Here is a 19,221-nt window from a genome sequence, read left to right on the forward strand (position 1 = left end):
CAGCAGGTGAAGTCATGACCACAACCCAATCCCTGGAATTGCTGGCGCCATTGTCCGGGGTGCTGCTCGCCCTGGACCAGGTGCCTGATCCGGTGTTCTCCAGTCGCCTGATCGGCGATGGCCTGTGCATCGATCCGACCTCGCAGACCCTCTGCGCGCCACTGGCCGGGGTGATCAGCAATATCCAGGACAGTGGTCATGCGGTGAGCATCACCGATGACAACGGCGTCCAGGTGCTGATGCACATCGGCCTGGACACCGTGAACCTGGCGGGCAAGGGTTTCACCCGATTGGTCGAGGAAGGCCAGCGGGTGGAAGCCGGGCAACCGCTGATTGAATTCGATGCCGACTACGTGGCGCTCAATGCCCGTAGTTTGCTGACCCTGATGCTGGTGGTCAGTGGCGAGCCCTTCAAGCTGCTGACGCCCGAGCAGGGCCTGGTGGACGTGGGGCAGCCACTGCTGCGAGTCACGCCGCAAGCCGTTGCCGACGAGGTGAAAGACGAGGAGGGTGACGCCCTGTTCTCCAGGCCACTGACCTTGCCCAACGCCAACGGCCTGCATGCGCGCCCGGCGGCGGTGCTGGCGCAGGCGGCCAAAGGCTTCAAGGCGAGTATTTACCTGCACAAGCAAACCGAGAGCGCCAACGCCAAGTCGCTGGTACGGATCATGGCGTTGCAAACGGTGCAGGGTGACACCTTGCAAGTCAGCGCGGCCGGCGAGGATGCCGAAGCGGCGATCCAGGCGCTGGTGACCTTGCTGGCCGAAGGCTGCGGCGAAACCGTCGCGGCTCATCAACCTGACGCTGCACCCGTGGCGCCTGATTCATCGGCGACCTTGCTGCGCGGCGTGTGCGCCTCGCCCGGTTCGGCGTTTGGCCAAGTGGTGCAGGTAAAGGAGCCGGCACTGACGTTCGTAGAGACCGGCAAAGGTGAAGCGCTGGAACGTGCGGCCCTGACCCATGCCCTGAACAACGCCAATCAGGCGCTGCAAGCCCTGCAGGAAAAGGCCGTCGGCACTGCCCAGTCCGAGATCTTCCGCGCCCATCAGGAGTTGCTGGACGATCCGGCCCTGCTGGAACAAACCCGCGACCTGCTGGACCAGGGCAAGAGCGCGGCCTTCGCCTGGAACAGCGCCACCGAGGCCACCGCCACGCTCTTCCAGGGCCTGGGCAACGCCTTGCTTGCCGAGCGCGCTGCCGACCTGGCAGACGTTGGCCAGCGGGTGCTGAAATTGATCCTCGGGGTTCAGGACAGCGCCTGGGATTTGCCGGAGCAGGCAATCCTGATTGCCGAACAACTGACTCCCTCGCAAACCGCCAGCCTCGACACGCGCAAGGTGCTGGGTTTTGTGACGGTGGGCGGCGGCGCTACCAGCCACGTCGCCATTCTCGCCCGCGCCCTTGGCTTGCCGGCCATCTGCGGGGTGCCGGCGCAGGTGCTGGAACTGGCCAACGGCAAGCAAGTGCTGCTGGATGCCGACAAGGGCGAGTTGCACCTGGACCCGGACCTGGCCGAGATCGAACACTTGCAAGCCAGCCGCCAACAACAAGTGCTGCGCCGCCAGCGGGAAGTGGAGCAGGCGTCGTTGCCCGCTACGACCCGCGACGGTCATCATGTCGAAGTGACGGCCAACGTCGCATCGTTGCAGGAGGTGGAGCAGGCATTGTCCCTGGGGGGCGAAGGCGTTGGTTTGCTGCGTTCCGAGTTCCTCTACCTGGACCGCAACCGCGCGCCGAGCCCCGAGGAGCAGGCGGGCACCTACAGCGCCATCGCCCGTGCATTGGGCCCGCAGCGCAATCTGGTGGTGCGCACCCTCGACGTTGGTGGCGACAAGCCGTTGGCCTATGTGCCGATGGACAGCGAGACCAACCCGTTCCTTGGCCTGCGCGGGATTCGCCTGTGCCTGGAGCGCCCGGAACTGTTGCGTGAACAATTCCGTGCAATTCTCGCCAGTGCCGGTTTCGCCCGTTTGCACATCATGTTGCCGATGGTCAGCCTGCTCTCGGAGCTGCGCCTGGCGCGGCAGATTCTTGAAGAGGAGGCGCTGGCCCTGGGGCTGACGGAACTGCCGAAGCTGGGAATCATGATCGAAGTGCCATCGGCGGCATTGATGGCCGATCTGTTTGCGCCGGAGGTGGATTTCTTCTCCATCGGCACCAACGACCTGACCCAATACACCCTGGCCATGGACCGCGATCACCCGCGCCTCGCCAGCCAGGCCGACAGCTTTCACCCGGCGGTGCTGCGCCTGATCGCCGCCACCGTCAAGGCGGCCCATGCCCATGGCAAGTGGGTCGGCGTGTGTGGGGCGTTGGCGTCTGAAGCGCTGGCGGTGCCGGTGCTGATCGGGCTGGGGGTGGATGAGTTGTCGGTCAGCGTGCCGCTGATCCCGACCATCAAGGCTACCGTGCGCGAGCTGGACCTGGCGGACTGCCAATCCATCGCCCGCCAGGTGCTGGGCCTGGAAGAAGCGTCGCAGGTTCGCGAGGCGTTACGCCTGTATCACGCGGCTACCGTTGAAACCTCATTGGTTGTGGAGAACTGACATGTTCGAGAAATTTCAGCGGGCGTTCTGGAAGGCCCTGACGCCGGATCTGGTGCATGAAGCGCCGCAGGCAGCTCCAGTGAGCGAAACACTGTTGGCCCCGGCAGTGCTGAATGCGCTGGGCGGCGCGGAGAATCTCAAGTCGCAGCAGCGGGTAGCACTGACCCGAGTGCGGGTGCAGTTGCAGGATGTGGGGCGGTTGGATGCACAGGCGCTCAAGGCGGCAGGCGTGCCGGGCGTGATGGTGTTGGCGGGTGGGGTGGTGCACCTGCTTACCGGCCTGAACACCGCTCTATAAGACGACGAAGATCAAATGTGGGAGCGGGCTTGCTCGCGAAGGCGGTGTGTCAGTCAATCCATGTGCTGGCTGAACCACCGCCTTCGCGAGCAAGCCCGCTCCCACATTGGTTTTGTGGTGTTTGGAGAATCGGGGGATTACAGCGGCGGGGTTTCTTCCGTCGGCTTGGTCTTGTCCACACCCGGCACATGCAGGTTGCCTTCGACCACCTGGTTGCCTTCCAGCTGCGGCTGCGTCACCCACGTCAGAATGTCGTAGTAACGCCGGATGTTCGCCACAAAATGCACGGGCTCACCGCCACGGGCATAGCCATAACGCGTCTTGCTGTACCACTGCTTCTGCGACAGGCGCGGCAGCATCTTCTTCACGTCCAGCCACTTGTTCGGGTTCAGGCCTTCTTTTTCGGCCAGCTTGCGCGCGTCGTCCAAATGGCCGGTGCCGACGTTGTACGCCGCCAGGGCAAACCAGGTGCGGTCCGGCTCGGCAATCTTGTCGTCCAGCTCATCCTTGATCTTGGCCAGGTACTTGGCGCCGCCCATGATGCTCTGCTTAGCGTCCAGGCGGTTGGACACGCCCATAGCCTGCGCCGTGTTCTGGGTCAGCATCATCAGGCCGCGCACGCCGGTCTTGGAGGTCACCGCCGGCTGCCAGAGTGATTCCTGATAGCCGATGGCCGCCAGCAGGCGCCAGTCGACTTTTTCTTCCTTGGCATAGGCCCGGAAGTGTTTCTCGTATTTGGGCAGGCGCTGCTGCAGATGCTGGGCGAAGGTGTAGGCGCCCATGTAGCCGAGTACATCGACGTGCCCGTAATAGCGATCTTTCAGGCGTTGCAGCGTGCCGTTCTTTTCCACCTTGTCGAGGTAGTTGTTGACCTCGTTGAGCAGGCTGTTGTCTTCACCGGCGGCAACCGCCCAGGCTTGATGGCTGGCGTCACCGAGGTCAAAGGCCACCCGCACGTTGGGGAAGTACACCTGGTTCATCGCCACTTCGTTGGAGTCCACCAGCGTCAGGTCGATCTGGCCCTCATCCACCATGCGCAGCAGGTCGACCACCTCAACGGCGTCGGACTCTTCGTATTCAATCCCGGGAAACTGTTTTTTCAGCTGCGCCAGTTGCTCGGCGTGGGTGCTGCCCTTGAGCACCATGATCTTCTTGCCCACCAGGTCTGCCGCGGTGGTCGGCCGGGACTGGCCGTTGCGGTAGATGATCTGCGGGGTGACTTCCAGATAAGGGTGGGAGAAACGCACTTGCTGGCGACGCTGCTCACTGCTGACCAGGCCGGCGGCGGCCAGTACCGGGCCGTTGGGTTTGCCGATCTGCGAGAACAGGTCATCCAGGTTGTCGGCCGCCTCGATCTCGAGCTTTACCCCCAACTCGTCGGCAAAACGTTTCACCAGTTCGTATTCGAAGCCGGTTTCGCCGTTACGGTCCTGGAAATAAGTGGCCGGACTGTTTCGGGTGACCACCCGCAATACGCCATCCTCCTTGATTCGCTCGAGCGTGTTGGGTTTATCCACACACGCACTGAGCAGCAGGAAGAGTCCGGTAACGAAGAGCCATTTGGCGCATCGCGGGCGTAAAGCAGTAGGGGAGAACATCTGCGCAGTATACGCAAAGGACCCTCGGCGCCATATCTCGACAGCGGGGCACTTGTCTGCTAGCGCCCGTAAACCTTGGCTGCAGCCCGCAGAAACGGGGCTTGGCAGCCGATTGTGACGGTTAAAATAACTGCCCGGAATAGCCTGTATGGCCATATGATATCGTGCGATTTATGCCAACTGACGTCCGGCTGCGGCCACTGGTGCCGTTTCGGGTGCCGTTGGCGACGGTTTACGCTAGAATGCACGGCCTCAAAGCACACCCCCTTCCCGAGGCTGTCCCGAAGATGTTGATCCTGCGCGGCGCTCCTGCCCTTTCTGCCTTTCGCCACAGCAAACTCCTTGAGCAACTGAGCCAGAAGGTACCTTCTGTCAGTGGCTTGTATGCTGAATTTGCTCACTTCGCCGACGTTACCGGCGTTTTGACCGCCGACGAACAGCAAGTGCTGGCGCGCCTTCTGAAGTACGGTCCCAGCGTTCCAGTTCAAGAGCCTGCGGGCCGCTTGTTCCTGGTTCTGCCACGGTTCGGCACCATCTCGCCCTGGTCGAGCAAGGCCAGCGACATCGCCCGCAACTGCGGCCTGGACAAAATCCAGCGCCTGGAACGCGGGATTGCCTTCTATGTAGCAGGCCAGTTCAGCGAGGCCGAGGCCGAGCTGATCGCCAGCAGCCTGCACGACCGCATGACCCAGATCATCGTCAGCCAGCTGGAACAGGCCGCCGGTCTGTTCAGCCACGCCGAACCCAAGCCGCTGACCGCGATTGACGTGCTCGGTGGTGGCCGTGCCGCCCTGGAAACCGCCAACACCGAGCTGGGCCTGGCCCTGGCCGAAGACGAAATTGACTACCTGGTCAACGCCTTCATCGGCCTGAAGCGCAACCCGCACGACATCGAACTGATGATGTTCGCCCAGGCGAACTCCGAGCACTGCCGCCACAAGATCTTCAACGCCAGTTGGGACATCGACGGCCAGAGCCAGGAAAAAAGCCTGTTCGGCATGATCAAGAACACCTACGTGATGCACAGCGAAGGCGTTCTGTCGGCTTATAAGGACAACGCCTCGGTCATCGTCGGCTCTGTCGCCGGCCGTTTCTTCCCGGACCCTGAAACCCGCCAGTACGGCGCGGTGCAGGAGCCGGTGCACATCCTGATGAAAGTCGAGACCCACAACCACCCGACCGCGATTGCCCCGTTCCCGGGCGCAGCCACCGGTTCCGGCGGCGAGATTCGCGACGAAGGTGCAACCGGTCGTGGCGCCAAGCCAAAGGCTGGCCTCACCGGCTTCACCGTGTCCAACCTGCAGATCCCGGGCTTCGAACAGCCGTGGGAAGTGCCGTACGGCAAGCCTGAGCGCATCGTCACCGCGCTGGACATCATGATCGAAGGCCCGCTGGGCGGCGCCGCGTTCAACAACGAATTCGGGCGTCCGGCCCTGACCGGTTACTTCCGTACTTTCGAGCAATCCATCACCACCCCGCGTGGCGATGAAGTGCGCGGTTACCACAAGCCAATCATGTTGGCCGGCGGCATGGGCAACATCCGCGCCGAACACGTACAGAAAGGCGAGATTCTGGTCGGCTCCAAGCTGATCGTCCTCGGTGGCCCGGCGATGCTGATCGGCCTGGGTGGCGGCGCCGCTTCCTCCATGGCCACCGGCACCAGCTCGGCCGACCTGGACTTCGCTTCCGTACAGCGTGAAAACCCTGAGATGGAACGCCGTTGCCAGGAAGTCATCGACCGTTGCTGGCAACTGGGTGACAAGAACCCCATCAGCTTCATCCACGACGTCGGCGCAGGTGGCTTGTCCAACGCCTTCCCGGAACTGGTCAACGATGGCGACCGTGGCGGCCGTTTTGAACTGCGCAACATTCCAAACGACGAGCCGGGCATGGCCCCGCACGAAATCTGGAGCAACGAATCCCAGGAACGCTACGTGTTGGCGGTAGGTCCTGCAGACTTCGAACGCTTCCAGGCGATTTGCGAGCGCGAGCGCTGCCCGTTTGCGGTAGTCGGCGAAGCCACTGCCGAGCCGCAACTGACGGTCACCGACAGCCACTTCGGCAACAGCCCGGTGGACATGCCGCTGGAAGTGCTGCTGGGCAAAGCCCCGCGCATGCACCGTTCGGCCGTGCGTGAAAACGAACTGGGCGACGATTTCGATCCGTCGACCCTGGCCATCGCCGACTGCGTGGAGCGCGTCCTGCACCACCCGGCCGTTGCCAGCAAAAGCTTCCTGATCACCATCGGCGACCGCACCATTACCGGTCTGGTTGCCCGTGATCAAATGGTCGGCCCGTGGCAGGTCCCGGTGGCTGACGTTGCCGTCACCGCTACCAGCTTCGACGTGTACACCGGTGAAGCCATGGCCATGGGCGAGCGGACTCCGCTGGCGCTGCTGGACGCCCCGGCGTCGGGCCGCATGGCCATCGGCGAAACCCTGACCAACATCGCGGCTTCGCGTATCGCCAAGATCTCCGACATCAAGCTGTCGGCCAACTGGATGTCCGCTGCCGGTCACCCGGGTGAAGATGCGCGCCTGTACGACACCGTGAAAGCGGTCGGCATGGAGCTGTGCCCTGAGCTGGGCATCACCATTCCGGTGGGCAAGGACTCCATGTCCATGGCCACCCGCTGGAACGATGAAGGCGTGGACAAGAGCGTCACCTCGCCGCTGTCGCTGATCGTTACCGGCTTTGCGCCAGTGACTGACATTCGCCAGACCCTGACCCCGCAATTGCGCATGGACAAGGGCACCACCGACCTGATCCTGATCGACCTCGGTCGCGGTCAGAACCGCATGGGCGCCTCGATCCTCGCCCAGGTGCACGGCAAGCTCGGCAAGCAGGCCCCGGACGTCGACGACGCCGAAGACCTGAAAGCTTTCTTCGCCGTGATCCAGGGCCTGAACGCCGACGGCCACCTGCTGGCTTACCACGACCGTTCCGACGGTGGTTTGCTGACCAGCGCCGTGGAAATGGCCTTCGCCGGTCACTGCGGCCTGAGCCTGAACCTCGATGGCCTGGCAGAAACTTCCGCTGACATCGCAGCAATCCTGTTCAACGAAGAGCTGGGCGCCGTTATCCAGGTTCGCCAGGACGCAACCCCGGACGTACTCGCACAGTTCAGCGCCGCTGGCCTGGGCGACTGCGTGGCCGTGATTGGCCAGCCGATCAACAACGGTGAAATCAACATCGTCTTCAACGGCGAAACCGTGTTTGAAGGCCAGCGCCGCCTGCTGCAACGCCAGTGGGCCGAGACCAGCTACCAGATCCAGCGCCTGCGCGACAACGCCGACTGCGCCGAGCAGGAATTCGAGGTGATCCTGGAAGAAGACAATCCGGGCCTGAGCACCAAGCTCAGCTTCGACGTCAACCAGGACATCGCCGCGCCTTACATCAAGAAAGGCATCCGCCCACAAGTGGCCGTACTGCGTGAGCAGGGCGTCAACGGCCAGGTGGAAATGGCGGCGGCGTTCGACCGTGCCGGCTTCAATGCGATCGACGTGCACATGAGCGACATCCTCGCCGGTCGCGTCGACCTCAATGAGTTCAAAGGCCTGGTTGCCTGCGGTGGTTTCTCCTACGGCGACGTACTGGGTGCCGGTGAAGGCTGGGCCAAGTCGGCCCTGTTCAACAGCCGTGCCCGTGACGCGTTCCAGGGCTTCTTCGAGCGTAATGACAGCTTCACCCTGGGTGTGTGCAACGGTTGCCAGATGATGTCCAACCTCAGCGAACTGATCCCGGGCAGCGAGTTCTGGCCGCACTTTGTGCGTAACCGCTCCGAGCAGTTCGAAGCGCGGGTTGCGATGGTCCAGGTACAGGAATCCAACTCGATCTTCCTGCAAGGCATGGCCGGTTCGCGCATGCCAATCGCCATCGCCCACGGTGAAGGCCATGCGGAATTCGCCAGCGAAGAAGCACTGCTGGAAGCCGACCTGTCCGGTACTGTGGCCCTGCGTTTTGTCGACAACCACGGCAAGGTCACCGAAGGCTACCCGGCCAACCCGAACGGCTCGCCGCGCGGGATCACCGGGCTGACCAGCCGCGACGGTCGCGTCACCATCATGATGCCGCACCCGGAGCGTGTGTTCCGCGCCGTGCAGAACTCGTGGCGCCCGGAAGAGTGGAACGAAGACGGCGCGTGGATGCGCATGTTCCGTAACGCTCGCGTCTGGGTGAACTAAGGCGGTGTACAAGCTCAGCTTCTTTGTGCCCGACAGCCACGTGGAGACGGTGAAAACCGCCGTCTTCGCAGCCGGCGGCGGGCGCATCGGCAACTACGACAGCTGCGCCTGGCAGGTACTGGGCCAGGGCCAATTCCGCGCGATGGACGGCAGCCAGCCGTTTATCGGGCAGGTCGGGCAGGTTGAAGTGGTTGAAGAGTGGAAGGTTGAGTTGGTGGTGGCGGATGAGTTGATCGTGGCTGTGGTGGCTGCGTTGAAACTGAGCCATCCGTACGAGACACCGGCGTATGAGGTGTGGCAGTTGGCGGATTTTTGATTCGCTGGCTGCAAAACAAGAAACCCGCTGGGCCAGTTTGGTCAGCGGGTTTTTTGTTGCCTGTCACGGCCATTCGCGAGCAAGCCCGCTCCCACATTTGACCGCGTTGCCATGACGGGCACCGATCAAAATGTGGGAGCGGGCTTGCTCGCGAAGAGGCCCTGATGCTCAGCAAAGATTCAGGCTTTTACCCCAACCTCACGGCCACTGACCAACCGCTCCAACGCCTCACCCAACCCCGAAGCCTTGTCACCAATCAGCAAGTGCCAAACCCCACTCTCAAGCTGGCTAACCCCCTGGCAACCTAGCGCAGTCAGTTGGGATTCCGACAACACCGAACCATCCCCCAGCTCCACTCGCAGCCGCGTCATCGCCACCGCATCCAGTTGCAATACATTGGCCCGACCGCCCAGCGCACTCAGCCATTTCTCGGCCTCATGCACATTCACTGGTGTGCTCTTCTCAACAGGCGCTACCACCACCGCAGGCGCCGCAACATACGAAGGCATCGCCAACCGAATCTCATCGGCAATGCTGTCCGCCATCGGCCCGACCACTACCTGCAAACTCCCGCCATTGCCCGGCCGAACCACCGCCATGGCACCCAGTGCTTTCAGCTCGGCATCCACCGCCTTGTTGCGATCCACCATGTCCAGCCGCAGACGCGTCGTGCAAGCACCCACACTCAGCAGATTCTCTGCACCACCCAGCGCGCGAATGTAAGCGCCGGCCCGCTGGTTATCGGTCATGGCCTCAGCCTGCGCGACTTGAATATCCTCGCGCCCCGGCGTCTTCAAATTGAAGCGACGGATGCAGTAATTGAACACGCTGTAGTAGATCACCGCATACGCCAGCCCAACCGGGAATACCAACCAGCCGTTGGTGGATTTACCCCAACCCAGCACCATGTCGATAAACCCACCGGAGAAGGTAAAGCCCAGGTGAATGTTGAGCATGTTGGTGATCGCCATCGACAACCCGGTCAGCAGCGCATGCACCAGGTACAGGAACGGCGCGAGGAACATGAAGGCAAATTCGATCGGCTCGGTGACCCCGGTCAGGAACGAGGTCAGCGCCATCGACAGGAAAATCCCGCCCATGATCTTGCGCCGCTCCGGCAGTGCATTGCGGTACATCGCCAGGCACGCCGCCGGCAGGCCGAACAGCATTACCGGGAACATGCCGGTCATGAACTGCCCACCTTTCGGGTCGCCGGCAAAGTAGCGAGTCAGGTCGCCGGTCACTACCGCGCCGGTCGTCGGGTCGGTGAAGGTGCCGAACACAAACCACGCCATGTTGTTGAGGATATGGTGCAAGCCGGTGACGATCAGCAGGCGGTTGAACACGCCAAACACGAACGCGCCAAAGCTGCCGCTTTCCATCAGCAGCACGCCGAAGCTGTTGATGCCTTGCTGCACGGGTGGCCAGATCAAACCAAAGATCACCCCCAGCGCCACTGCGGAGAACCCAGTGACAATCGGCACAAACCGTCGCCCACCAAAGAATGCGAGGTACTCCGGCAGCTTGATGTCCTTGAAGCGGTTATAAAGGGCACCGGCCATCAAGCCGCTGGCGATGCCCGCGAGCATGCCCATGTTGATGCTGGCGTCCATCACCTTGAGGGTTGAGACCATCACCAGGTAACCGATGGCGCCTGCCAGGCCCGCCGTGCCGTTGTTGTCGCGGGCAAAACCCACGGCAATGCCGATGGCGAAGATCAGCGCCAGGTTGGCGAAGATCGCCTGCCCGGCGTCGTGCATCACCGCGATGTTCAGCAGGTCAGTGTCGCCCAGCCGCAGCAGGAGGCCGGCGATCGGCAGAATCGCGATCGGCAGCATCAGCGCACGGCCGAGGCGTTGCAGCCCTTCGATAAAATATTGGTACACGGCGTGTCTCCCTATTCTTGTTGTTTTCAGCTCAGCGGCCAGTGGTGTTGACAGGCTTGGCGAACGGCTTTGGCGCTGCTCAGGTTAAGCAGGCTTTGGCTCAGTTGCCGGCATTGGGCTGCGTCCAGGTGACGGACACGGTCCTTGATTTCTCCGATCTGCGGCGGGCTGACGGACAGCTCGCTGATGCCCAGACCGATCAGCACCGGCGTGGCCAGCGGGTCGGACGCCAGCGCCCCGCACACACCGACCCAGCGCCCATGCTTGGCCGCGCCGATGCACGTCTGGGCGATCAGCCGCAGCAGCGCCGGGTGCATGGCATCGACCCGGGCGGCGAGGCCGGCGTGGTCGCGGTCCATGGCGAGGGTGTACTGCGATAGGTCATTGGTGCCGATGGACAGAAAGTCCGCGTGCTCGGCCAGTTGTTCGGCCATCAGCGCCGCCGCGGGCACTTCGATCATCACCCCCAGTTCCGGGCGTTGGGTCAGCTCCAGTTCGGCGCACAGTTCATCGAGGCGCTGGCGAATGTGCAGCAGTTCGTCGACTTCGCTGACCATTGGCAGCAGGATGCGGCAACGTTCCAGCGGGCTGACCTGGAGAAGGGCACGCAGTTGCTGGTCCAGCAGTTCCGGGCGTACCTGGGCCATGCGAATGCCCCGCAGGCCCAGCACCGGGTTGGTCTCGAACGGCAGCGGCAGGTAGTCGAGTTGCTTGTCGCCGCCGACGTCGATGGTGCGGATGATCACGGATTTGTCGCCCATGGCATCCAGCACGGCTTGGTAGGCCTGGCGCTGCTCCTGTTCATCGGGCGCAGTGCGGCGGTCGACGAAGAGAAATTCTGTGCGCAGCAGGCCGACGCCATCGGCGCCATTCTCGAAGGCCAGTAGGGCTTCGACGCTGGAGGCGACATTCGCGGCCACTTCAATACGCACGCCATCCTGAGTGCTGGCGGTGCCTTGAGCCTGCGCGTGCTGCTGTTGGCGCCGCAGTTTCTGTGCATCGCGCAACTGGTGAACCTGGGCGTGGCGCGCATCATCCGGCGTCAGCTCCAGGCGGCCGTTGGCGGCATCCAGCACCACGCGCTGGCCTTGGGGCACATCAAGCAATTCAGTGCCCAGTGCAACCACGCACGGCAAGCCTTTACCCCGCGCCAGAATCGCCACATGAGACGTCGCGCCGCCTTCGGCCATGCAGATACCGGCGGCGTGTTGATTGCTCAGTTGCAGCAGATCCGATGGGGTCAGCTCATGGGCCGAGACGATAGCGCCGGCCGGCAAATCAAAATTCCAGGCCTCGCCCAGCAACGCCCGCAGCACGCGTTGCTGCAAGTCGCGCAGGTCGTTGGCGCGTTCGGCGAACAACGGTTTACCCAGTGCCAGCAGCACCGCGCATTGGGCCTGGATCGCATCGCGCCAGGCGTGAGTGGCGGCGCTGCCCTGTTCGATGGCGGCGGTGGCGGCCTCCAGCAACGTAGGGTCTTCCAGCAGGGCCAGGTGGGCGGCGAAGATCTCTTCTTCCTCCACATCCTTGCGCTGACGGGCCTGGTCCAGGGTGTGGCGGATTTCGCTACGCACCTGTTCCAGGGCACTGTCCAGGTGCTGCAGCTGTTCATCCGGGGCGTTGTTGCCCGGGTCCACCGGCAGCTCGATTCCGTTCAGGCGGAACAACGGGCCGCAGACCAACCCCGGCGCGGCACACACGCCTTGCAGTACTCCGGCTTCGGTATTCGCGCGGCGTGGGGCGACGGCCACTGGAGCGTGATGCGCTTCGCCAACTTCCACCGACAGCGCAGCGATCAGTGCTTGCAGCGCCGCTTCACAATCCTTGCCACGACAGGTGACCTGCACCTCGTCCTGCTCACCAATCCCCAGGCCCATCAAGCCGATCAGGCTGTCGCACGAAGCCGACTTGCCAGCGAAATGCAGCTGCGACTGGCTGCTGAATGCCTGTGCAGTCTTGCGGATCAAGGCAGCGGGGCGCGCATGCAGGCCGCCACGATGGGTGATGCGAATAGTCGCGCTGGCTTCGGTGACCGACTCATCAATCACTTTCGCTGCACCGGCCAACCGTGCAACCACATGCAGCAGCGGCTCGCCGACCTTCACTGTTTTCAAGGTGATCGGCCGTAGCTCAAACAGCTCGCTGTTGGTCAGGATGATCAAGCTGACCAGGCTTTTGCACTGCCGCGCAATCAGGTCCAGATCAAACTGGACCAGTGCCTGGCCCTTGCTGACCCGCGCACCTTGCTTGACCAGCAGCGCAAAGCCTTCGCCATTCAATTCCACCGTGTCGATGCCCACGTGCATCAGCAATTCAGCGCCGTTATCGGCGCGAATGGTCAGCGCATGCCCGGTGCGGGCGACGTGGATGATCACGCCATCACACGGCGCGTGCAGGCAATCGTTGAGCGGGTCGATGGCAATGCCGTCGCCCATGGCGCCACTGGCGAACACTTCGTCGGGAACGTCGCCCAGGGTCAGCACCGGCCCACTGAGGGGAGCGCTGAGGGTGAGGTCTTTATTATTGTGGGACATGGGCACGGTACTCATCAGGAAAACGCTGCAATCAACTCAGTGGGTGCGGGTCACTTTGCTCAAGTGACGCGGTTGGTCCGGGTCCATGCCCCGGGCCTCTGCCAAACCGGCGGCCATCACGTAGAAACTCTGGATCGCCAGGATCGGGTCCAGGGCCGGGTGTTCGGCGCGGCTCAGAGTCAGGTCGCGCTCGGCGATGTCATCGGGAGCGGCCAGCAGCACGCGGGCACCGCGCTGGCGCATATCTGCGGCCAGGCTCAGCAGGCCGGCTTGTTCGGCGCCGCGTGGGGCGAAGACCAGCAGCGGGTAGTTGTCATCGATCAGAGCCATCGGGCCATGGCGCACTTCGGCGCTGCTGAAGGCTTCGGCCTGGATCGCCGAGGTTTCCTTGAGCTTGAGCGCGGCTTCCTGGGCAATGGCAAAACCGGCGCCACGGCCGATCACCATCAGTTGCTGGCAGTCGCGCAGGGCGTCGATGGCCAGGCTCCAGTCTTGCCTGGCGGCTTCACGCAAACCTTCGGGCAGTGCCTTACAGGCTTGCAGCAACTCGTCTTCCTGATTCCAGTGGCCGATCAGCTGGGCGCTGGCGCTCAGGGTCGCGATAAAGCTTTTGGTGGCGGCGACGCTGCGTTCCGGCCCGGCGCACAGCGGCACATGGAATTCGCAGGCGGCTTCCAGTGGCGAGTCTTCGGCGTTGACCATCGAGATGCTCAAGGCGCCGCGCTTGCGCAACAGGCGCAGGCTGTTGACCAGGTCCGGGCTCTGTCCCGACTGGGAGAAACCGAACGCCACTTGCCCGCTGACCTTGAGCGGCGATTGCAGCATGGTCACCACCGACATCGGCAGCGACGCCACCGGAATCCCCAGGTGTTGCATGGTCAGGTAGGCGAAGTAACTGGCGGCATGGTCCGAGCTGCCGCGAGCAATGGTCATTGCCACTTGCGGCGGCTGGCGACGCAGGCGGCCGGCGACTTCCTCCAGCAATGGGTCCAGGCGTTGCAGTTGAGCCTCGACGGCCTCGCAGGAGGCCAGGGCCTCTTCAAGCATTTTTGAAGTCAATGGTTTCTCCTTCGACCATTACGTCGGTGAGGTGCAGGGAGCGGTCCAGGCGCACGCAGTCGGCAAAGCTGCTGGGTTGCAGGCGACCGCGTTCTTCGAGGCCCAGGTAGTCCGCAGGAAATTGCGACAGGCGTTGTGAGGCTTCGCTGATCGGCAGGCCGATCTTCACCAGGTTGCGCAGCGCCTGGTCCATGGTCAGGGTGCTGCCGGCCAGCGTTCCATCGGCCAGGCGGACGCCGCCCAGGCACTTGGTCACGGTGTGGCTGCCCAGCTTGTATTCGCCGTCGGGCATGCCGGCGGCGGCGGTGGAATCGGTGACGCAGTACAGGCACGGGATCGAGCGCAGCGCCACGCGCATGGCACCGGGGTGCACGTGCAGCAGGTCGGGAATCAACTCGGCGTATTTGGCGTGGGCCAGGGCCGCGCCGACGATGCCGGGCTCGCGGTGATGCAGCGGGCTCATGGCGTTGTACAAGTGGGTAAAGCTGGTGGCCCCGGCGGCGAGGGCGGCGACGCCTTCTTCGTAGCTGCCCAGGGTGTGGCCGATCTGCATGCGCACGCCACGTTCGCTGAGGGCGCGGATCAGGCCGTCATGGCCGGCGATTTCCGGAGCAATGGTGATCACCCGGATCGGCGCCAGGCGCAGGTATTCTTCGACTTCGGCCATCAAGGCGGTGTGGGCGAAGTTCGGTTGTGCGCCGAGTTTTCCCGGATTGATGTAGGGGCCTTCCAGGTGCACGCCCAGGACGCGAGCGGTGCCGGTCGGGCGGTTTTCGCAATAGGTGCCGATCTCGCCGAGCACGCGGGAAATCTCATCCACCGGCGCGGTCATGGTGGTGGCCAGCAGCGAGGTGGTGCCAAACCGCACGTGGGTGCGGGTGATGGTGTGGAAGGCGTCGGTGCCTTCCATGATGTCTTTGCCGCCACCGCCGTGCACGTGCAGGTCGATAAAGCCTGGCAGCAGGTACGGCAGGTCGTTGTCAGCCGGGTTGCACGGGCTGCCTTCTACGGCAGTGACCTTGCCGTGCTGGTGCACCAGGCGGCCGCGAATCCAGCCGTGTGGCGTGAGGATATTGTCTTCGGACATGGGCAGTTCTCTAAATTCGCAGTTCAGCGGAATAGTCGTGGCGGCGCAGTTCTGCGACGAAGTCGTAGTAGTCGTTGCGGCAGTAGGTGTCGGTGATTTCAATCGGGGTGTTGTCGGCGGTGTAGCCCACCCGGGTCATCAGCAGCATGGCGGTGCCGGGGGCGATGCCCACCAGGGCTGCGAACTCGTCCGAGGCGTTGATCGCCTGGATGTGTTGCAGGGCGCGCACGATGGGTTTGCCGATGCTTTCCAGGTATTCGTAGAGCGAGTTGCCGATGGCCTGCGGGTGGGGGAGGACGGAGGCGGGCATGGCGGTCATTTCAATCGCCATCACCGTGTCGTCGGCCTTACGCAAACGCTTGAGCCGCGCGACTTTGTCGCTGGGTGACAGGCCCAGGCGAATCAATTCTTCATGGGTCGGCGGGGTGATGTCGCGCTCGAGCCACTGGGACGTCGGCACAAAGCCCTTGAGCCGGAGCATTTCGCTGAAGCCCGACAGGCGCGACAGCGGTTGTTCCAGGCGTGGCGTGATGAAGGTTCCGGAGCCTTGGCTGCGACGGATCAGGCCTTGTTCGAACAGCACTTCCAGCGCCTTGCGGGCGGTCACCCGGGAAATGCTCAGTTGCTCGCTGAGGGCACGTTCTGACGGCAATGCCTGCTCGGATTTCCACTGGCCGGCATGAATTGCGGCTTCGAGGTTGCGGGCCAGTTGCAGGTACAGCGGCGTCGATTGTTTATCGTCGGGGCGCAGGGCCAGGATGGGGTTCATCGTGTCGGTTTCCGATGCGGTTATTGGAGTGTTGTCGCCCGGTAGTGATCGCAAGCTAATACCACTTAAATACCATGTCAATGCAGCGAAAACAGTGCAGGCGAGCGTTTGTGGGCGCCTTAATAGTGCGCCAATTCAAGTGGTATTAGAGAGGTCTTTATTTCAGGCAGAAGCGCGCAGCTTGCCGAGGTGAACTGGTATTCACCGGCAGGCCACCCATGGGGCGGGAATTTTTTTTGAATTATTTTACGAGGGGCAGGAAATTACGGACGAATCTCGATCATCGTGCCGTCTTTCACCAGGTTCCAGACTTCGCGCATGTCGACATTGCGCATGCCGATGCAGCCGTCGGTCCAGTCCAGGGTATGGAACAGCTCTTCGGGGTAGTCCTCGGCGTCGGGGGTGCCGTGGATCATGATCATGCTGCCGGGCTTGACCCCTTCGCGGCGGGCGCGCGCGGAATCGCTGATATTGGGGTAGGAGATGTGCATGGCCAGGTTGAAGCGGTCGCTGGTCTTGCGCCAGTCGATCCAGTAGAAACCTTCCGGGGTGCGGCGGTCGCCTTCCATCAGCTTGGTGCCCTTGGGGTTCTTGCCCAGGGAAATGCGGTAGGTCCTGAGGGGCTTGCCGTCATTGATCAGTTGCAACTGATGGGCGGACTTGAGCACCAGGATTTTCTCGACGGGTTTGCCCCCCAGGATCACTTGGGTGGAGGCTGGCGACAGCGTGGCAAACGACAGGCAGATCAGAGCAAGCAACCAACGCATTGAAACGGTATCCCCTGAAAAGACTACGTGCCGCCTGGATTGTTATTTGGCCAACTGGGTCAGCGGCGGCACCGATTCGCTGCGCACCGGATACGACTGTTGCCGACGGTCAGCAAAAAAGCATTCTAAGGTACGCCCGACCGTGCGGAAAGCCAGCTCGGACCAAGGGATGTCGGCTTCATCGAATAAGCGCACTTCAAGGCTTTCGGGGCCGGCGGCAAAATCCAGGTCGATCAGTTCGGCCCGGTAGAAGATGTGCACCTGGCTGATGTGAGGCACGTCGATCAGGGTGTAGATGCTCAGGTTGCGCACCCGGGCGCAGGCTTCTTCGAGGGTTTCGCGCATGGCGGCCTGCTCGACGGTCTCGCCGTTCTCCATGAAGCCGGCGGGCAAGGTCCAGAAACCCAGGCGCGGCTCGATGGCGCGCCGGCACAGCAGCACCTGGTCGCCCCACACCGGTACGGTGCCCGCGACGATATTGGGGTTCTGGTAGTGAATGGTCTGACAGTGATCGCAGACATAACGCAAGCGTGCGTCGCCTTCGGGAATGCGCTGGGTGACCGGTTTACCGCACTGGCTGCAGAAGTTCATGCTGGGGTTCCTGGAGAGTGCGCCTATCTTGGCGTGACCGGGTATGGGCTGCAAGTTGTCGTTTAGCGACATGGCCAGGGTTTTGGGGTTGGGCGTGCGCAAGGTTTGGTGCATGATGCAAGGTAGCCAACAGACCGAGATGACTCATGCTGGACGAGCTACTTCGCCGGGTAAGCAATCATACGCCCCACACGCTGGAGACCGACGGTCGTTTCCCGGAAGCGGCGGTACTGGTGCCGATCACCCGCAGTGACGAACCCGAGCTGATCCTGACCTTGCGCGCCAGCGGGTTATCCACCCATGGCGGCGAAGTGGCATTCCCTGGCGGGCGCCGCGACCCGGAAGACCCGGACCTGATCTTCACCGCGCTGCGCGAAGCCGAAGAAGAGATCGGCCTGCCGCCGGGCCTGGTGGAAGTCATCGGCCCGTTGAGCCCGCTGATTTCCCTGCACGGTATCCGTGTCACGCCTTATGTAGGCGTTATCCCCGATTACGTCGAATACCTGGCCAATGACGCCGAGATCGCCGCTGTTTTCAGCGTGCCCCTGGAGTTTTTTCGCCAGGACCCGCGCGAACATACCCACCGTATCGATTACCAGGGCCGCAGTTGGTACGTGCCCAGTTACCGGTTTGGCGAATACAAGATCTGGGGCCTGACGGCGATCATGATTGTCGAACTGATCAATTTGCTCTATGACGATGCCGACATCAGCCTGCATCGACCGCCGAAAAGCTTCATCAATACCTAAGAGCCAGATGGCCATCGTTCCTGCCGTGAGGATCCACCTATGAAATACCGCCTGGGCGACGCCCGAGTCGAAACCCATCCCAACAGCTGGGTGGCCCCCAATGCCACGCTGGTGGGCAAGGTCAAGCTGGAGGAGGGCGCCAACGTCTGGTTCAACGCGGTGTTGCGCGGCGACAACGAGCTGATCCTGATCGGCAAGAACAGCAACGTGCAGGACGGCAGCGTGATGCACACCGACATGGGTTACCCGCTGACCCTCGGCACCGGCGTGACCATCGGCCATAACGCCATGTTGCATGGCTGCACCGTCGACGATTACAGCCTGATTGGCATCAATGCGGTGATTCTTAACGGGGCGAAGATCGGCAAGCACTGCATCATCGGCGCCAATTCGCTGATCGGCGAGGGCAAGGAAATTCCCGATGGTTCGTTGGTGATGGGCTCGCCGGGCAAGGTGGTGCGGGAGCTGACCGACGTGCAGAAGAAGATGCTTGAGGCCAGCGCTGCGCACTATGTGCATAACGCCCAGCGGTATGCCCGTGATCTGGTTGAGCAGGAAGAATGACCGTATCTGAACGGCCGTTAGCGTCGCCTTGCGTGAGCATTTGCGCGCTGGATCACGATGATATCTGCACGGGATGCCAGCGCACGGTGGAAGAGATTACCCGCTGGAGTCGCATGGACAACGCCGAGCGCCGGGTGGTGTTGGGGTTGTGCCATGAGCGGGCGAAGGCGAGTGGGCTGGTGTGGATGATTCCGGGGAAGTCCGGCGCCTGATAGACCGCTTTCGCGAGCAAGCCCGCTCCCACATTTGATTGCGTTTGTCTTGGAGGAATGC

Annotated in this window: 15 protein-coding genes; 7 read left to right on the plus strand and 8 right to left on the minus strand. The window is 62.7% G+C overall.

Going from position 1 to position 19,221, the window contains the following annotated elements:
• Positions 1-14: 14 nt before the first annotated feature.
• Together ptsP (HX811_RS15390) and HX811_RS15395 are read left to right on the plus strand one after the other, a co-directional pair.
• Positions 15-2,546, plus strand: coding sequence for a phosphoenolpyruvate--protein phosphotransferase (gene ptsP / locus HX811_RS15390; protein ID WP_177046452.1), 2,532 nt, complete (start codon positions 15-17; stop codon positions 2,544-2,546).
• A gap of 1 nt (position 2,547) precedes the next feature.
• Positions 2,548-2,844, plus strand: a complete 297-nt coding sequence (locus tag HX811_RS15395) for a PTS transporter subunit EIIB (RefSeq protein WP_177046453.1) — start codon at positions 2,548-2,550, stop codon at positions 2,842-2,844.
• Positions 2,845-2,981: 137 nt separating this feature from the next.
• Here HX811_RS15395 and mltF read toward each other — a convergent pair whose 3' ends face one another.
• The gene (gene mltF / locus HX811_RS15400; RefSeq protein ID WP_087695124.1) at positions 2,982-4,442 is read right to left on the minus strand and encodes a membrane-bound lytic murein transglycosylase MltF; all 1,461 of its coding nucleotides are present in this window, start codon (positions 4,440-4,442) and stop codon (positions 2,982-2,984) included.
• A 287-nt stretch (positions 4,443-4,729) separates the two neighbouring features.
• On the opposite strand from mltF, the gene purL reads away from it, so the two are divergent.
• Both purL and HX811_RS15410 read left to right on the plus strand, forming a co-directional pair.
• Positions 4,730-8,626, plus strand: a complete 3,897-nt coding sequence (gene purL / locus HX811_RS15405; protein ID WP_177046454.1) for a phosphoribosylformylglycinamidine synthase — start codon at positions 4,730-4,732, stop codon at positions 8,624-8,626.
• A 4-nt stretch (positions 8,627-8,630) separates the two neighbouring features.
• Entirely contained in the window at positions 8,631-8,942 is a 312-nt protein-coding gene (locus HX811_RS15410) for an NGG1p interacting factor NIF3 (RefSeq protein ID WP_087695123.1), read from the plus strand.
• A 179-nt stretch (positions 8,943-9,121) separates the two neighbouring features.
• On the opposite strand, the gene nagE is transcribed toward HX811_RS15410, so the two are convergent.
• The 7 genes from nagE to HX811_RS15445 all read right to left on the minus strand — a co-directional run bounded on the left by nagE (position 9,122) and on the right by HX811_RS15445 (position 17,635).
• Positions 9,122-10,780: an N-acetylglucosamine-specific PTS transporter subunit IIBC gene (nagE, locus tag HX811_RS15415; protein ID WP_218166742.1), complete on the minus strand. Its 1,659-nt coding sequence runs from the start codon at positions 10,778-10,780 to the stop codon at positions 9,122-9,124.
• Positions 10,781-10,854: 74 nt separating this feature from the next.
• The gene (gene ptsP / locus HX811_RS15420; RefSeq protein WP_177046455.1) at positions 10,855-13,362 is read right to left on the minus strand and encodes a phosphoenolpyruvate--protein phosphotransferase; all 2,508 of its coding nucleotides are present in this window, start codon (positions 13,360-13,362) and stop codon (positions 10,855-10,857) included.
• Between the two features lie 36 nt (positions 13,363-13,398).
• Positions 13,399-14,421, minus strand: coding sequence for an SIS domain-containing protein (locus tag HX811_RS15425; RefSeq protein ID WP_177040149.1), 1,023 nt, complete (start codon positions 14,419-14,421; stop codon positions 13,399-13,401).
• On the minus strand, positions 14,402-15,508 hold the full coding sequence (gene nagA, locus HX811_RS15430) for an N-acetylglucosamine-6-phosphate deacetylase (protein WP_177046456.1): 1,107 nt from the start codon (positions 15,506-15,508) through the stop codon (positions 14,402-14,404). Before nagA ends, HX811_RS15425 begins: the two co-directional genes overlap by 20 nt.
• Positions 15,509-15,518: 10 nt before the next feature.
• Positions 15,519-16,277: a GntR family transcriptional regulator gene (locus HX811_RS15435; RefSeq protein ID WP_003209609.1), complete on the minus strand. Its 759-nt coding sequence runs from the start codon at positions 16,275-16,277 to the stop codon at positions 15,519-15,521.
• A gap of 263 nt (positions 16,278-16,540) precedes the next feature.
• Positions 16,541-17,044: a murein L,D-transpeptidase family protein gene (locus tag HX811_RS15440; protein ID WP_003209608.1), complete on the minus strand. Its 504-nt coding sequence runs from the start codon at positions 17,042-17,044 to the stop codon at positions 16,541-16,543.
• A gap of 42 nt (positions 17,045-17,086) precedes the next feature.
• Positions 17,087-17,635 (minus strand): NUDIX hydrolase, encoded by a 549-nt coding sequence (locus tag HX811_RS15445; RefSeq protein ID WP_003209606.1) that lies wholly within the window; start codon positions 17,633-17,635, stop codon positions 17,087-17,089.
• 146 nt (positions 17,636-17,781) lie between these two features.
• Between HX811_RS15445 and HX811_RS15450 the strand changes: the two genes are divergently transcribed.
• The 3 genes from HX811_RS15450 to HX811_RS15460 are packed head-to-tail and all read left to right on the plus strand — an operon-like array spanning position 17,782 to position 19,160.
• A complete protein-coding gene (locus HX811_RS15450) occupies positions 17,782-18,384 on the plus strand; it encodes a CoA pyrophosphatase (protein WP_003209605.1) in 603 nt (200 codons plus the stop codon).
• 39 nt (positions 18,385-18,423) lie between these two features.
• Positions 18,424-18,948 carry a gamma carbonic anhydrase family protein gene (locus tag HX811_RS15455; protein WP_008438249.1) on the plus strand — a complete coding sequence of 175 codons (525 nt, stop codon included), beginning with the start codon at positions 18,424-18,426 and terminating at the stop codon, positions 18,946-18,948.
• A complete protein-coding gene (locus tag HX811_RS15460; RefSeq protein ID WP_177046457.1) occupies positions 18,945-19,160 on the plus strand; it encodes a DUF1289 domain-containing protein in 216 nt (71 codons plus the stop codon). Before HX811_RS15455 ends, HX811_RS15460 begins: the two co-directional genes overlap by 4 nt.
• Positions 19,161-19,221: the final 61 nt, after the last annotated feature.

Source organism: Pseudomonas sp. F8002 (assembly GCF_013385495.1).
Taxonomy (GTDB): Bacteria; Pseudomonadota; Gammaproteobacteria; order Pseudomonadales; family Pseudomonadaceae; genus Aquipseudomonas.